A 13,747-nucleotide genomic window follows, 5' to 3' on the forward strand; every position below is an offset into this window, starting at 1 on the left:
TTACTGAACTGACACTGCGTCAGGAACCGCTGTGCACGCAGAAGCTGAGGAAGGGCCCCGGCGGCGTGCCGGCCGGCCGTCCTCGGTCAGCCGCACTCGGTCGGCTGTCCTCCGTCAGCCGAACTTGGTCGGCGGTGCTCGGACTCCGTGCTCGGTCAGCCGCGTACGGCGGCCTGCCGCGCCACCGCCTTGGCGATGCGTGCCGCGTCGATCGCCATTTCCCGGAACATCCCGCTGATGGGGTTGGTGAAGCCGGTGAAGTAGAGCCCGGGCGCGTTCTTCGGGGAGTGCGGCCCGTGCACGACAGGCTTGCCGCGCTCGTCGAGTACGTCGAGGTGGCCGACGAGGCCATCGAGGCTGCGGAGGTAGCCCGTGGCCGCGATGATTGCGTCCGGTTCGAGGTGCTCGCCGTCGGCGAGGACGACCTTGCCGTCCTCGAAGCCCTCCACCGCGGTGACGATCTGGACCTGCCCCTTGCGGACGGCGTCGATGAGGCCGACGTCCTGGACGGGGATCGAGCCCGCGTTGACGCGCGAGTACAGGCCGGTGTCCGGGCGGGGCAGCCCGTGGGCGGACAGGTCGGGCACGGTCACCTTGGCCAGCGGGCCGGCGAGCTTGTCGACGAGCCGTACCGGCAGCCGTCGTACGAGGATGCCCGTGAACTGGGCCGCCCAGCCGGCCGTGGACCGCCGCACGATGTGCGGAGCCGTACGGACCGCCAGTCGCACGCGCGAGGCCCCGCCCTCCACCAGGTCGACGGCGATCTCGGCGCCGGTGTTGCCGATGCCGACGACGAGGACGTCACGGCCGGCGTAAGGCGCGGGGTTGCGGTACTGGGCGGCGTGGAGCAGGTCGCCGCGGTAGGCGTCGCGCCCGGGCCACTCGGGGATCCGAGGGGTGTGGTTGGTCCCGGTGGCGATGACGACCGCGCTGCCGGTCAGCTCGCGTCCGCCGGTGGCGTGCAGCAGCCAGCCGGTGCCGTCGGCGGTCTGCTCGACCCGGGACACCTCGACGCCGGTGACGACCTCCAGCTCGTGGTACTCGGCGTACTTGTCGAGGTAGCGCACGACGTCGTCCCGTGACACCCATCGGCCGAACGAACGCGGCATCGGCAGGCCCGGGAGGGAGGACAGGCGTCGGGTGGTGTGCAGGTGCAGTCGGTCGTAGTGCCGCCGCCAGGACGTCCCGACCCGCTCGCCCCGCTCCAGCACCACGGCTCGCACGCCCTGGGCCCGCAGTGCGTACGCGACGGCGAGACCACCGGGTCCGCCGCCGATGACGTACACGGGAGGCGTAGAAGACGAGGTCGAAGGTGCTGTCGAGGAGTCGGTCATGGGCCTGAGCGTATTCACCTGATCACTTGTTGGGTCTCGGTCAAGCTCGGAATTGGTTGCGGATTGATCACGACTGCGGGAGGAGTGGGTGGGTCGAGTGGCATAGGGGGCCTGGTTGTGTGAGCGCGGTGAGGCCATACTCGATCTGATGTACCGTCAGATTCGGGCAGTCGGCAGGGAGCTGTGGGCATGGGCATGGGCATGGGCATGGGCACGGATCGGTACGACATCCCCGACGTCGATGCCTTCACGCGCGTCTACTGGGACGCGGCGGCCGACGGGCGGTTGCTCGTGCGGCGGTGTGGTGGGTGTGGGCGGGCGCATCACTACCCCCGGGAGTTCTGCCCGTTCTGCTGGAGCGAGGACGTGGTGTGGGAGGGTGCGAGCGGGCTGGCCACGCTCTACACCTGGTCCGTCGTCCATCGCAATGATCTGCCGCCCTTCGGGGAGCGGACGCCGTACGTCGCCGCCGTCGTCGATCTCGACGAGGGGCCGCGGATGATGACCGAGGTGGTGGACGCCACCGAAGGTGAGTTGTGGGTCGGGATGGGGCTGGAGGTCGCTTTTCGGGACGGTGTGCCCGTGTTCCGTCCCCGGGGTGGGAGTCGTACAGCCGTACGGCTTCAATAGGGTGATGGCCCATATCCATGAGCGGTCCCTCACCCGCCCGATCCCCGAGTTTCCCGAGCTGCTCGGTCACGGACTGCGGCTGCGGCAGTGGCGCGCGGACTCCGACACCGACGTCGACGCGTGGCTGCGCGGGCTGACCGACCCGGACTTCAGGCGCTGGAACACCCCCATGAAGCCGGTCACCGACCTCGACAGCGCCCGGGACTCCCTCGGCACGCGTTCCGGGACCGCGGTCGACGGCACCCGGGTGTCCTTCTGTGTCACGGACGCCGTCAGCGGCTCGATACTCGGCCACCTGGGCGTCAACGACATCGACCCCTTCATCCGCCTCGCCCGCGTCGGCTACTGGGTCCTCCCCGAGGCCCGCGGCAGGCGCGTCGCCACCCGCGCACTCGCCCTCGGCGCCCGCTGGGCCTTCGACACCCTCGGCCTCAACCGCCTGGAACTCGGCCACGCCCTGGGCCACGACGCCTCCTGCCGCGTCGCCGAGCACTGCGGATTCCGCTACGAGGGGACACTGCGGGGCGCGATGTTCGAGGAGGGGCGGCAGGACGTGTTCCGGGACGTCCATCTGCACGGGCGCATCGCCCAGGACCCGGAAGCCGCCCTGCCTACGGCCACAACAGCTCCCTGAGCCAACCCGCGTCCGAACCCGCCTCCGTACGGCGGTACTTGAGCCGTACGTGCCGTCGCTGGGCCTCGCCCTGGAAGAACTCGGCCTCGTCCGGGCGCAGTCGGTACAGGGTCCAGGTCGGGGAAGGGGCGTCCGGTTCGCGCTGCGCCCGTTCCCAGGCCGCCTGCGACACACTCGCCAACTCGTCCAGCGAGCCCAGCACTTCGCTCTGGCGGCCGGTCAGCGCGGCGGCCAGCGCTCCCGTCGAGCGGGCGTGCAGGTCGGCCTGGGCTTCGGAGGAGGGGGCGGACTCCACGGGCCCCCGCAGCCGGATCTGGCGGCCCAGCGTCGGCCAGTAGAAGTGGAGCGCCGCGTACGGGCGTGTCGCCAGCTGCCGGCCCTTGGCGCTCCCGGAGTGCGAGGCGAAGGACCAGCCGTCGGTGTCCGCGCCGTGCAGCATCACGGTCCGTACGTCGGGCAGGCCGTCCGGGTCCGACGTCGCCAGGGACATGGTGTGCGGCTCGGGCTGCCCGGCGGCCACCGCCTCCGCGAACCAGGTGGTGAAGAGGGGGAGGGGGTCGGCGGGTGCCGTCTCCGGAGTGAAGGCGGGCAGGGCTGTGACCTCGGGGGACCATACCCGCAAGGTTTTGAGCAGCTCGTGCAGTGACATGGGGACGAGTATCGACGAAAACGTCCGGGCCGACCCATGAGGGCCGACCCGGACGTCATCGTTCAACGAACCGACTGATCAGACGAGGTCGAAGCGGTCCGCGTTCGACACCTTGACCCACGCCTTGACGAAGTCCTTGACGAACTTCTCCTTGGCGTCGTCGCTGCCGTAGACCTCCGCGACCGCGCGCAGCTCCGAGTTGGAGCCGAAGACCAGGTCGGCACGGGTGCCGGTCCACTTGACCTGGCCGGACTCGTCGCGGCCCTCGAAGGTGTTCTGGTCCTCGGACGTCGCCTTCCACTCCGTACCCAGCTCCAGCAGGTTGACGAAGAAGTCGTTCGTCAGCTTGCCGGGGGTGTCGGTGAAGACGCCGTGCGAGGAGCCCTGGTAGTTCGCGCCGAGGACGCGCAGGCCGCCGACGAGGACGGTCAGCTCGGGGGCGCTCAGGTTGAGCAGGTTCGCCTTGTCCAGCAGCAGGTACTCGGCGGGGAGGCGGTTGCCCTTGCCGAGGTAGTTGCGGAACCCGTCGGCGGTCGGCTCCAGAGCGGCGAAGGACTCGACGTCCGTCTGCTCCTGCGTCGCGTCGGCGCGGCCCGGGGTGAACGGGACCTCGATGTCGTAACCGGCGTCCTTGGCCGCCTTCTCGACGCCCGCGGCGCCCGCGAGGACGATCACGTCGGCGATCGAGATCTGCTTGCCGCCGGACTGCGCCGCGTTGAAGGCCTCCTGGACGCCTTCCAGGGTGCGCAGCACCGTGGCGAGCTCGTCCGGGTTGTTGACCTCCCAGCCGGCCTGCGGCTGGAGGCGGATCCGGGCACCGTTGGCGCCGCCGCGCTTGTCGCTGCCACGGAAGGAGGACGCCGAGGCCCAGGCGGTGGAGACCAGCTGGGAGACCGTGAGGCCGGTGGCGAGGATCTGCGCCTTGAGGGCGGAGACGTCGGCGGCGTCGACCAGCTCGTGCGTGACCGCGGGGAGCGGGTCCTGCCACAGCAGCGTCTCGGACGGGACCTCGGGGCCGAGGTAGCGGACGACCGGGCCCAGGTCACGGTGGGTCAGCTTGAACCAGGCGCGGGCGAAGGCGTCCGCGAACTGGTCCGGGTTCTCGTAGAAGCGACGGGAGATCTCCGCGTACGCCGGGTCGAAGCGCAGCGAGAGGTCGGTCGTCAGCATCATCGGGAGCTTCGACTTCGACGCGTCGTGCGCGTCGGGGATGATCGCCTCGGCGTTCTTCGCCACCCACTGGTTGGCTCCGGCCGGGCTCTGTGTCAGCTCGTACTCGTACTCGAAGAGGTTCTTGAAGAACCCGTTGCTCCACTGGGCCGGCGTGGCGGTCCAGGTGACCTCCAGGCCACTGGTGATCGCGTCGCCGCCCTTGCCGGTGCCGTACGTGCTCTTCCAGCCGAAGCCCTGCTGCTCGATCGGCGCGGCCTCGGGGTCGTCGCCGACGGCGTCCGCCGGGCCCGCTCCGTGGGTCTTGCCGAAGGTGTGGCCACCGGCGATGAGGGCGACGGTCTCCTCGTCGTTCATCGCCATACGGCGGAACGTCTCGCGGATGTCGCGGGCCGCGGCGATCGGGTCCGGGTTGCCGTTGGGGCCCTCGGGGTTGACGTAGATCAGGCCCATCTGGACGGCGCCGAGGGGCTCCTCCAGCTCACGGTCGCCGGTGTAGCGCTCGTCGTCGAGCCAGACCTTCTCGGGACCCCAGTACACGTCCTCGTCGGGCTCCCAGACGTCCGCGCGGCCGCCGCCGAAGCCGAAGGTCTCGAAGCCCATCGACTCCAGGGCCACGTTGCCCGCGAGGATCATGAGGTCGGCCCAGGAGAGGTTCTGGCCGTACTTCTTCTTGACCGGCCACAGCAGACGGCGGGCCTTGTCGAGGTTGCCGTTGTCCGGCCAGCTGTTCAGGGGGGCGAAGCGCTGCTGACCGGCGCCGCCGCCACCGCGGCCGTCGCTGATGCGGTAGGTGCCCGCGCTGTGCCAGGCCATCCGGATCATGAACGGGCCGTAGTGCCCGAAGTCGGCCGGCCACCAGTCCTTGGAGTCCGTCAGCACCGCCGCGATGTCCTGCTTCACGGCGGGGAGGTCGAGGGTCTGGAACGCGGCCGCGTAGTCGAACTCCTCGCCCAGCGGGTTGGAGACCGCGGGGTTCTTCGCGAGGATCTTCAGGTTCAGCGACTCGGGCCACCACTGGCGGTTGCCGCCGCCCTGGGTCGGGTGCGGGGCGCGCGTGTGCGCGACCGGGCAGCCACCCGTGCCCTCGGTTTTCGCGTCGGTGACGATCGCGTCATGGTTCTCAGACATGGGAATCCTTCCGGACGGGGCAGATCTCGGTGGTGCTGACGAACTGCGTGCTCAGGAACTGGGGGGTGGGGGGACGGTCGGGCACGTGGAGGAGGTCACACACGCCGTCACGTCGCTGCTGTCTCCTGCCGTACTGGAGGCTCTTCCTGTCCCTTGGCCATCGCCGTAAGCGATCCTACAATGGACAAGGTCCAAGTCAAGAAGTGTGACAAATCCATATCCTATCGGAACCCGGACGTCCACTGGTAAAATCCGTGTATTCCACCGAACCTGAATAGGTGAACGATATGAGCGACCTGCTGGAGCGACTGCGTGGACGCGGCTGGCGGATGACTTCCCAGCGGCGTGTCGTTGCGGAGGTCCTCGACGGCGAGCACGTCCATCTGACGGCTGACGAGGTGCACGCGCGTGCGGCTCAGCGGTTGCCCGAGATTTCTCGGGCGACCGTCTACAACACCCTGGGTGAGCTGGTGTCCCTGGGGGAGGTCATAGAGGTGGCCACGGATGGGCGGGCGAAGCGGTATGACCCGAACGCGCACCATCCTCATCAGCACCTGATCTGCTCCAACTGCGGGATGATCCGGGACGTCCACCCGACTGGGAACCCGCTGGCGGACCTTCCGGCGGAGGAACGCTTCGGCTTTACGGTGTCCCAGGTCGAGGTGACGTATCGGGGGCTGTGCGGGGCCTGTTCGTAGGGCTTCTGTTTGAGGCCGGGCGCGGCGCCGTTGTGGCTGGTCGCGCAGTTCCCCGCGCCCCTATGGGGGCCTGCGGCCCCATCGGGGCGCTGGTCAACCCTGGCCACCGTCGCCAGGCCCGGTTACGCCCCCGCCCTCAATCCGTCGCACAGCACCGCCAGTGCCAGTCTCGGGTTCGCGCCCGCGTTCGCCCTGTGGCGTAGGGCCAGCAGGATGCCCGATACGAGGGCCATCAGGTCTGTGATGGTGATGTCGGTGCGGATCGTGCCGGCGGACTGGGCTCGGGTCAGCAGGTGGCCGAGTGTGCGGTGGAGGTCGGCGGAGGTCGCGTCGACCGTTGCCTGGACCTCGGCGCCCGCGTGGGCGATGGCGTCGATCAGATCCGCCTTCGTCACCGCGTCCGTCACCAGCCGGTCCAGGACCGTGAACAGTGCCGCGCCCGGGTCGTCCGCGTCGCGCAGGGCGTGAGCCTCGCTGAGGAGCGGGTCGAGCCGCTCGTGGACCACCGCCTCGAACAGGCCCTCCTTGGTCGGGAAGTGGCGGTACAGCGTGCCCGGCCCCACGCCCGCCCGGCGCGCGATCTCGTCCAGTGAGACCGAGAGTCCGTCGGCGGCGAACGCTTCCCGCGCCACCTCCAGCAGCCGGTCCCGGTTGCGGCGGGCGTCGGCGCGCAGGGGCCGGTTCTCTGGCGGCATCTACGGGTCTCCCTCGTCGTGAATTCTGTACGCCCTTTAAGCGGGGCGATGTCTCCGGTACGGTGTGGGCAGCTAACCGGGGCGTGCTCTCCGATTTTAGCCCCGCTCCCGCCAACAAGGAGAACCCCGTGGCCACCCCCACCACCCCCGGCACCCCCGGCACCGCGTTCCTCGCCCTCGACTACGTCACGTACATCGTCGACAACTTCAGTCACGACCCCTCCGTCGCCGACCGTGCCGCAAACGCCCTCGCCGCCGCCCGTACGGCCGGACTGCCCGTCTTCCATGTCGTCCCGCAGGGCATGCAGGAACAGGTCCACCCGCTCCTGGCCCCCGCCGAGGGCGAGACCGTGCTGACCAAGACCGGTTTCAGCGCCTTCGCCAGCACCGATCTCCGGGAGCGGCTGGAGGCCGCCGGGGTCGGGCGGATCGTCGTCGCGGGGGTCGCCACCTCCGGGACCGTGCTGTCCACGACCAGGTGGGCGGTCGACACCGGTCTCAAGGTCACCGTCGTCGCCGACGCCTGCGACGACCCCGACCCGCAGGTCAACGCCCTGCTGCTCGACGAGTCGGTCGCCCCGAAGAGCTGGGTCGGGCTGTGGCGCGTCGCCGATGTCCTGTCGGCTGCCGAGATTCCCGAACTGCGTCCGTGACCGTGACCGTCGTAGCGTGAGTGGTGTGACTGGCCGGAACGTCGCTTGCCGTTGGGCCGCGCGTCATCAGGTGTCCCTACCGTGCGGGCCATGAGAAGACTTCTGATCATGCTCAGCGCCGCCGCGCTGACCGCGGGGCTCGCGGCGCCCGCCTCCGCCGAGGGCGAGAGAACGCCCACGACGTACGGCCAGGCCACCCTCACCGGCTTCGCCTCCCTCCCCGCCGAGACCTTCGTCCCGAACAGCGAGCCGTCCGGGTCCGCCATCGGCGCGGGCCCGTTCAACGGCATCGCTGCCCCCTTCGCAGGCCAGCCCGTCCAGGGCTTCAGCGGCATCGTCAACCGGCACGACGGCACGTACGACGTGCTGTCCGACAACGGCTACGGCGGAAAGGCGAACAGCGCCGACTTCCTGCTGCGCGTCCACCACGTCAAGCCGGACACCCGCACCGGGAAGGTCACCGTCCTCGGCGGCTTCAACCTCAGCGACCCGTACCACCGCGTCCCGTTCGCCCTCACCCGCGCCGACCGGATCCTCACCGGCGCCGACTTCGACGTCGAGTCGATCGTGAAGGCGTACGACGGCACGTACTGGCTGGGCGATGAATTCGGGCCGTTCCTGCTGCACTTCGACAAGAAGGGGCGGCTGCTCGACGAGCCCGTGTCGCTGGCGGGCGTCAAGGCCCCCGAGAACCCTTACCTGAACGGCGAGACGCCCACCCTCGGCGGCAGCAAGGGCTTCGAGGGCATGGTCCGGTCCGTCGACGGACGGCACCTCTACCCGCTCCTCGAAGGCACCGTCACCGGTGACACCCCCGGTGACCTGCGCCTCAACGAGTTCGATCTGCGGAAGCGGAAGTACACCGGCACGCACTGGACCTACCGCCTCGAATCGCCGGCCAACGCGATCGGCGACGCCATCGCCGTCGACAAGCACCGCTTCCTGATCATCGAGCGGGACGGCGGCCAAGGCGCCACCGCCAAGTTCAAGCGCATCTACCTCGCCGACAACCGGGACCGGAACGGCGACGGCCTGATGGACAAGACGCTCGTCGCCGACCTGATGAACATCGCGAACCCGAAGAAGCTCGGCGGCTTCGACGAGACCTTCACCTTCCCGTTCCAGACGATCGAGGACGTCGTCCTGCTCGACGACCGCACCCTCGCCGTCCTGAACGACAACAACTTCCCCTTCTCGTCCGGCCGTACGGCGGGCAAGGCGGACAACAACGAGTTCATCACCATCCGCCTCTCCGACCGACTGCACGCGGACTGGCGCGCGTTCGTCTGACAGACGGCCGACGCTGAGCCGTCAGTCGGCTCCCAGCACCACCGTCCCCGACGAGCAGAACCATCCGCCCGTCCCGGACGCCACCGCGAGGCGCGGCAACTGCCCGTCCCCGGCACGTACTTGCCGCGCCTCGCCCACGTCACCCCGTAGCTGCCCTACGGCTTCCACCAGCAGGAACAGCCCCCGCATTCCCGGGTGTTGGGCCGACAGCCCGCCCCCGTCCGTGTTGACCGGCAGCTCACCGCCCGCCACCTTCAGCCGCCCCTTCGCGGCCTCCACGAACGGGCCGCCCTCGCCCTTCCCGCAGAACCCGAGATCCTCCAGCGCCACCAACGTCATATAGGTGAACGCGTCATAGATCTCCGCGAAGTCCATCTCCTCCGGCCGAACTCCCGCCCGCTCGAAGGCGATCCGCCCGCTCACCGCCGCCGGGGACACCGTGAAGTCGGCCCACTCCGACATGCTGACGTGCGAGACGTGCTCGCCCGTCCCGAGGACCCACACGGGCCGCGTACGGCAGTCCCGCACATACTCCTCCGCCACCAGCAGCACCGCCGCGCCCCCGTCGGAGCGCAGACAGCAGTGGAGCTTGGTGAAGGGGTCCGCGATCATCGGGCCGTCGAGCACCTCGTCGACCGTGATCGGTGTCCGGAACATCGCCTCCGGGTTCAGCGCCGCGTTGGCCCTCGCCTGGACCGCGACCGACGCCAACTGCTCGATGGTCGTGCCGTATTGGTGCATATGGCGGCGGGCGGCCATCGCGTACTTGGCGATGAGCGTGTGGCCGTAGGGGACCTCGAACTGCAGGGGCCCGCGCGCACCGAAGGAGAGGTTCCCCGTCCGTAGGCCGGCTTTCACATCTGCGCGGGCCGTCGACCCGTACACCAGCAGCACGGCGTTGGCGTGGCCGGCGGCGATCGCGTCCACCGCGTGTGCCGCCATGACCTCCCAGGTCGAACCGCCGACGGAGGTGGAATCGACCCAAGTGGGGCGCAGGCCAAGGTATTCGGCGACCTCGGCGGGCGCCAGCGTGCCGAGCCCTGCGGACGCGAAACCGTCCACCACCTCCCGGCCGAGCCCCGAGTCCGCCAGCGCCCGCCGTGCCGCCTGCGCGTGCAGTGCGTAAGGGGTTACGTCGTCCACCCGGCCGCAGTCCGACAGGGCCACCCCGACGATCGCGACCTTCCGGCTCACCGTCTGCCCATCTGTCGTCGACTCACCATGAATCTGACGGTATATCAGCTCTGGCTCTGTGCGGCAGAGGGCGTCCGCTCTAATATGACGGACCGTCAGACAAAAGGAAGCAAGCGGGAGAACGAACCCAGGGGGACTGGTCATGGACGCCCGTTTCACCCCCGAGCAGGACCACATCCGCCGCGCCCTCCGCGAGCTGCTCCGCAAGCGCTGCTCACCCGGTGACGTACGGTCCGCCGTCGACACCCCGGCCGGCCACGACCCCACCCTCTGGACCGCCCTGGCCGAGGACTTGGGCCTGCCCGCTCTCGGGCTCCCCGAGAGGTACGGCGGCATCGACGGCAGTACGACGACGGAACTCGCCCTCGCGGCGGAGGAATTGGGCCGCTGCCTGGCCCCATCCCCTCTCCTCGCGACCGCCGTACTGTCAGCCCCCCTCATCACAGCCCTGGGCACCGAGACCCAACGCGCCGACCTCCTCCCACGCATCGCCTCCGGCGCCCTCACCGCGACTCTCGCCGTCCCCGGCACGGCCCTCGCCACCGTCCTCTCCCTCACTGGCGAGCCTCGCCGGGACTGGGCGGGCGGAGGGCGCGCAGGGGGCGTGCAGGCGACCCAACGGGCGGACGGCTGGCGCCTGTTCGGCCAGGTAACCCAGGTCCTGGACGCCCACAGCGCCGACCTCCTCCTGATCCCGGCCCACACAGGCGGCTACGCCCGCTCCCGCACGCTCCTCTTCCTGGTCCCGGGTGACACCCCCGGCCTGGTCCGCACCCGCCAGACCTCCCTGGACCCCACCAGGCCGCGAGGGCGCCTCGAACTACGGGACGTAGCAGCAGAGTTGCTGGGGGAGGAGGCCGACGTCCCCGGCTCTCCGAGCGCCCCCGCAGACGCGCCCCTTCAGGGGCGCGGGGAACTGCGCGACCAGCCCCCACCGCCCCGCGGACAGGCAACTACCCACCCAGCACAGCACTTGCCCCGAGTCGGAGACATAGCCGCCACCGTCCTGGCCGCCGAGGCAGCCGGCGCAGCCACCCGCATCCTGGAACTGACGGTCGAACACGCCCTAACCCGCGAGCAGTTCGGAAGGCCGATCGGCTCCTTCCAAGCCCTCAAGCACCGCCTGGCCGACGTCTACGTCCAGGTCCAGGCAGCCCGCTCAGCCGCCTACTACGCAGCCTGGGCATCGGCCCAGAACACTGACCGAGTCGGCGGACTCGCCCTCGCCCAGGCAATCGAATCCCTCCGCACCGCCGCCGCCGAAGGCATCCAACTCCACGGCGGCATCGGCTTCACCTGGGAACACGAAGCCCAGCTGTACTTCAAGCGCGCCGCAGGCGACGAGCTGCTGTTCGGCCCGGTGCACCGGCTCCGCGCACACGCGGCCGAGGCGGCTCGGCTCTTCGACGAGTCCGACGCAGGAGAGGTGACCGTCTGATGCCAGTGCGAGCCGCGAGGGTCGTGAAGGCGGTCCAGAGGGTCTCCTCAGCCCCCGCCTTCGCCCGGATCGCCCCACACGTCGTCCCCGCCCTGGACCGAGCCGTTCACCGCCTCACCCGGGGCAAGGTGCTGCTCAGCGCGCAGCTGCTGCCCGGCGTCGTGCTCACCGTGCGCGGGGCGAAGAGCGGGCTGCCACGACGCACCCCGCTCGCCTGCATGCCGGAAGGCGACGGAGGCGACAGCTGGCTGCTCATCGGCTCCAACTTCGGCCGCACAGGCCACCCCGCCTGGACCGCCAACCTCCTCGCCCACCCCGACGCCGAGGTCAGCTGGAAAGGAGAGGACATCCCGGTCACGGCCCAACTGCTGGCCGGAGAGGAACGGGCCGCCGCCTGGAAGGCACTGCTCGCGTTCTGGCCGCCGTACGCGACCTATCAGGCGCGGGTCGAGCGGGAGATACGGATCTTCAGGATCGTACGGCGCTGAACACCCGTACCCACGACCGGAGATGCGCGACAGGCGGTGGCCCACCGGCCGGAACCGGAGTGAACCACCGCCTGCGTGACAGGACTTGGGCCCGGCAGGGCCTGCGGAACCTGGAGTAAGGGGACGCGTCGGCTATTTCGTCGGCTTCTTGCCGGTCACGCCCAGGTGGACCAACAGGGCCAGGTTCGGCTTCAGTTCGGCCTGTTTCACACCCCAGGTCTGGAAGCCTCTCTGGTGCGAGGCCACCGCCGCGAGCATCGCGACGAGGGAGCCGGCCATCGCGGCGGGGTTGACGTCCTTGTCGACCTTGCCCTTGGCCTGTAGCTCGGTGACCGTGTCCGTAAGGGAGTTGTTCACGGAGTTGAGGATCTTCATGCGGATCTTGTAGAACCGCTTGTCGCCCTCGGCGGCGCCCAGATCGACGACCCGGAGGATCGCGTCGTTCCTGCGCCAGAACTCCAGGAACCCGTCGACGAGTTCCTGGGCGGTCTGCCAGCCGGCCTTGCCGACCCATGACCGCCCGGCGAGCAGCTCGGTCAACCCGGCGCCCTCCGTGGCCATTTGCTCGGCGATCTCCAGGACGGCGCCTTCGACGTCCGGGAAGTACTGGTAGAAGGTCGCGGGCGAAGTCCCCGCCTTCCGGGCGACATCGATGACTTTGACGTCCCGGTAAGGGGAGGAGCTGAGCATCTCGCTGAGGCAGTCGAGCAGCTTCTGCCGGGTCGCCTGCCCACGCCGGCCGGCCACACGGCCGTCGACGGTACGCACTTGTCCTGTCATGCCGTCAGCTTACCGAGGGGTGATCGGAGCGCGATTCGGCCGACTGCAAATGGGGTGCAATGGTGATCTGTGAGCGCTGAGAGGGCGGTGGGAGGGCTGGTGAGAGGCGGCTGTGCCTGGTCCGGCGCCTGATCCTTTGCTGCTGCCGTGCTGCTCCTGTTGCTGCCCTGCGGGATGCGTGAAGGACCGTTAACTTGACTGTATGGCCGAAAACAGGGCATCCGCCCGCACAGAGGGCGTCCCCTGCTGGGTGGACGCCCAGCTGCCCGACGTCGAGGCGGGCAAGCGTTTCTACGGTGAGCTTTTCGGGTGGACCTTCGAGGAGAAGGACGGTCTGGTGCAGGCCCTGTGCGACGGCGAGCCCGTCGCCGCCCTCGCCCACAAGACGGACGGCCGTATGCCCACCGTCTGGACGGTGTACTTCGCCACCCCGGACGCCCATGCCCTCGTCGCCCGGATCCGCGCGGCCGGCGGACAGGTGATCACCGCGCCGGTTCCCGTGGGGGACCTGGGCGCGACGGCACTGGTCACCGACCCCGACGGTGCCGTCTTCGGCCTCTGGCAGGCCGGTACGCACCCCGGATTCGGCCGTAGCCATGAGCCCCGCACCTTCGCCTGGGCCGAGCTGTACGCCCGGGACACCGACGTCGTGAACACCTTCTACGGCAACCTCTTCCACGAGGCCCTCTTCGGCCCGGACGCGGCCCCCGACTTCGGCCGGGCCGCCGTGTCGGAGGTGTTCCCGGCCGAGATGCCGCCGCATTTCCTCGTCCATTTCGCCGTCGAGGACATGGAAGAGGCCCTCGGGACGGTGAACCGGCTCGGCGGTCGCGTCCAGTCGACGCCCTTCGACACTTCGTACGGGAATGTGGCGGTCGTCACGGACAATCAGGGAGCGTCGTTCGCACTGCTCCGGAAATGAGCCGCTGGGAGCGGGTACGGGAGGGCGTGAGCCGGTTCGGG

General features: G+C 69.7%; 14 protein-coding genes. 8 read left to right on the forward strand and 6 right to left on the reverse strand.

What is annotated here, in order from left to right:
- Positions 1-155: 155 nt before the first annotated feature.
- A complete protein-coding gene (locus LUX31_RS26120) occupies positions 156-1,334 on the reverse strand; it encodes a flavin-containing monooxygenase (RefSeq protein WP_235477546.1) in 1,179 nt (392 codons plus the stop codon).
- 189 nt (positions 1,335-1,523) lie between these two features.
- On the opposite strand from LUX31_RS26120, the gene LUX31_RS26125 reads away from it, so the two are divergent.
- Both LUX31_RS26125 and LUX31_RS26130 read left to right on the forward strand, forming a co-directional pair.
- Positions 1,524-1,964 (forward strand): Zn-ribbon domain-containing OB-fold protein, encoded by a 441-nt coding sequence (locus tag LUX31_RS26125; protein WP_235477548.1) that lies wholly within the window; start codon positions 1,524-1,526, stop codon positions 1,962-1,964.
- 4 nt (positions 1,965-1,968) lie between these two features.
- Entirely contained in the window at positions 1,969-2,598 is a 630-nt protein-coding gene (locus LUX31_RS26130; RefSeq protein ID WP_235477551.1) for a GNAT family N-acetyltransferase, read from the forward strand.
- On the opposite strand, the gene LUX31_RS26135 is transcribed toward LUX31_RS26130, so the two are convergent.
- Together LUX31_RS26135 and katG are read right to left on the reverse strand one after the other, a co-directional pair.
- Entirely contained in the window at positions 2,576-3,247 is a 672-nt protein-coding gene (locus LUX31_RS26135; protein ID WP_235477553.1) for a pyridoxine/pyridoxamine 5'-phosphate oxidase, read from the reverse strand. The two genes, LUX31_RS26130 and LUX31_RS26135, sit on opposite strands and share 23 nt — an antisense overlap.
- Before the next feature lie 78 nt (positions 3,248-3,325).
- Positions 3,326-5,548 (reverse strand): catalase/peroxidase HPI, encoded by a 2,223-nt coding sequence (gene katG, locus LUX31_RS26140; protein ID WP_235477558.1) that lies wholly within the window; start codon positions 5,546-5,548, stop codon positions 3,326-3,328.
- A 287-nt stretch (positions 5,549-5,835) separates the two neighbouring features.
- On the opposite strand from katG, the gene LUX31_RS26145 reads away from it, so the two are divergent.
- Positions 5,836-6,246, forward strand: a complete 411-nt coding sequence (locus tag LUX31_RS26145) for a Fur family transcriptional regulator (RefSeq protein ID WP_235480054.1) — start codon at positions 5,836-5,838, stop codon at positions 6,244-6,246.
- A 122-nt stretch (positions 6,247-6,368) separates the two neighbouring features.
- Here the strand turns inward: LUX31_RS26145 and LUX31_RS26150 are convergent, their stop codons facing one another.
- Positions 6,369-6,941: a TetR/AcrR family transcriptional regulator gene (locus tag LUX31_RS26150; RefSeq protein WP_235477559.1), complete on the reverse strand. Its 573-nt coding sequence runs from the start codon at positions 6,939-6,941 to the stop codon at positions 6,369-6,371.
- Positions 6,942-7,069: 128 nt separating this feature from the next.
- Between LUX31_RS26150 and LUX31_RS26155 the strand changes: the two genes are divergently transcribed.
- Together LUX31_RS26155 and LUX31_RS26160 are read left to right on the forward strand one after the other, a co-directional pair.
- A complete protein-coding gene (locus LUX31_RS26155; protein WP_235477561.1) occupies positions 7,070-7,594 on the forward strand; it encodes a cysteine hydrolase family protein in 525 nt (174 codons plus the stop codon).
- 90 nt (positions 7,595-7,684) lie between these two features.
- Positions 7,685-8,884, forward strand: coding sequence for an esterase-like activity of phytase family protein (locus LUX31_RS26160; RefSeq protein ID WP_235477564.1), 1,200 nt, complete (start codon positions 7,685-7,687; stop codon positions 8,882-8,884).
- A gap of 21 nt (positions 8,885-8,905) precedes the next feature.
- Here LUX31_RS26160 and LUX31_RS26165 read toward each other — a convergent pair whose 3' ends face one another.
- A complete protein-coding gene (locus LUX31_RS26165; protein ID WP_235477576.1) occupies positions 8,906-10,078 on the reverse strand; it encodes a thiolase C-terminal domain-containing protein in 1,173 nt (390 codons plus the stop codon).
- 142 nt (positions 10,079-10,220) lie between these two features.
- Between LUX31_RS26165 and LUX31_RS26170 the strand changes: the two genes are divergently transcribed.
- Together LUX31_RS26170 and LUX31_RS26175 are read left to right on the forward strand one after the other, a co-directional pair.
- Positions 10,221-11,516 carry an acyl-CoA dehydrogenase family protein gene (locus LUX31_RS26170; RefSeq protein ID WP_235477577.1) on the forward strand — a complete coding sequence of 432 codons (1,296 nt, stop codon included), beginning with the start codon at positions 10,221-10,223 and terminating at the stop codon, positions 11,514-11,516.
- Positions 11,516-12,004 (forward strand): nitroreductase family deazaflavin-dependent oxidoreductase, encoded by a 489-nt coding sequence (locus LUX31_RS26175; RefSeq protein ID WP_235477581.1) that lies wholly within the window; start codon positions 11,516-11,518, stop codon positions 12,002-12,004. Before LUX31_RS26170 ends, LUX31_RS26175 begins: the two co-directional genes overlap by 1 nt.
- A 132-nt stretch (positions 12,005-12,136) precedes the next feature.
- Here the strand turns inward: LUX31_RS26175 and LUX31_RS26180 are convergent, their stop codons facing one another.
- Positions 12,137-12,784, reverse strand: a complete 648-nt coding sequence (locus tag LUX31_RS26180) for a TetR family transcriptional regulator (protein ID WP_105972865.1) — start codon at positions 12,782-12,784, stop codon at positions 12,137-12,139.
- Positions 12,785-12,986: 202 nt separating this feature from the next.
- Between LUX31_RS26180 and LUX31_RS26185 the strand changes: the two genes are divergently transcribed.
- Positions 12,987-13,706 (forward strand): VOC family protein, encoded by a 720-nt coding sequence (locus tag LUX31_RS26185; RefSeq protein WP_235477584.1) that lies wholly within the window; start codon positions 12,987-12,989, stop codon positions 13,704-13,706.
- Positions 13,707-13,747: the final 41 nt, after the last annotated feature.

It is taken from the genome of Streptomyces sp. GQFP (assembly GCF_021545335.1).
Classification (GTDB): domain Bacteria; phylum Actinomycetota; class Actinomycetes; order Streptomycetales; family Streptomycetaceae; genus Streptomyces.

Bases quoted from the DNA above. Each gene is read 5' to 3' on its own strand.
- LUX31_RS26185 (WP_235477584.1), top strand. From the start codon at position 12,987: ATGGCCGAAAACAGGGCATCCGCCCGCACAGAGGGCGTCCCCTGCTGG.
- LUX31_RS26175 (WP_235477581.1), top strand. From the start codon at position 11,516: ATGCCAGTGCGAGCCGCGAGGGTCGTGAAGGCGGTCCAGAGGGTCTCC.
- LUX31_RS26180 (WP_105972865.1), bottom strand. From the start codon at position 12,784: ATGACAGGACAAGTGCGTACCGTCGACGGCCGTGTGGCCGGCCGGCGT.
- LUX31_RS26160 (WP_235477564.1), top strand. From the start codon at position 7,685: ATGAGAAGACTTCTGATCATGCTCAGCGCCGCCGCGCTGACCGCGGGG.
- LUX31_RS26130 (WP_235477551.1), top strand. From the start codon at position 1,969: ATGGCCCATATCCATGAGCGGTCCCTCACCCGCCCGATCCCCGAGTTT.
- LUX31_RS26125 (WP_235477548.1), top strand. From the start codon at position 1,524: ATGGGCATGGGCATGGGCATGGGCACGGATCGGTACGACATCCCCGAC.
- LUX31_RS26135 (WP_235477553.1), bottom strand. From the start codon at position 3,247: ATGTCACTGCACGAGCTGCTCAAAACCTTGCGGGTATGGTCCCCCGAG.
- katG (WP_235477558.1), bottom strand. From the start codon at position 5,548: ATGTCTGAGAACCATGACGCGATCGTCACCGACGCGAAAACCGAGGGC.
- LUX31_RS26150 (WP_235477559.1), bottom strand. From the start codon at position 6,941: ATGCCGCCAGAGAACCGGCCCCTGCGCGCCGACGCCCGCCGCAACCGG.
- LUX31_RS26170 (WP_235477577.1), top strand. From the start codon at position 10,221: ATGGACGCCCGTTTCACCCCCGAGCAGGACCACATCCGCCGCGCCCTC.
- LUX31_RS26145 (WP_235480054.1), top strand. From the start codon at position 5,836: ATGAGCGACCTGCTGGAGCGACTGCGTGGACGCGGCTGGCGGATGACT.
- LUX31_RS26120 (WP_235477546.1), bottom strand. From the start codon at position 1,334: ATGACCGACTCCTCGACAGCACCTTCGACCTCGTCTTCTACGCCTCCC.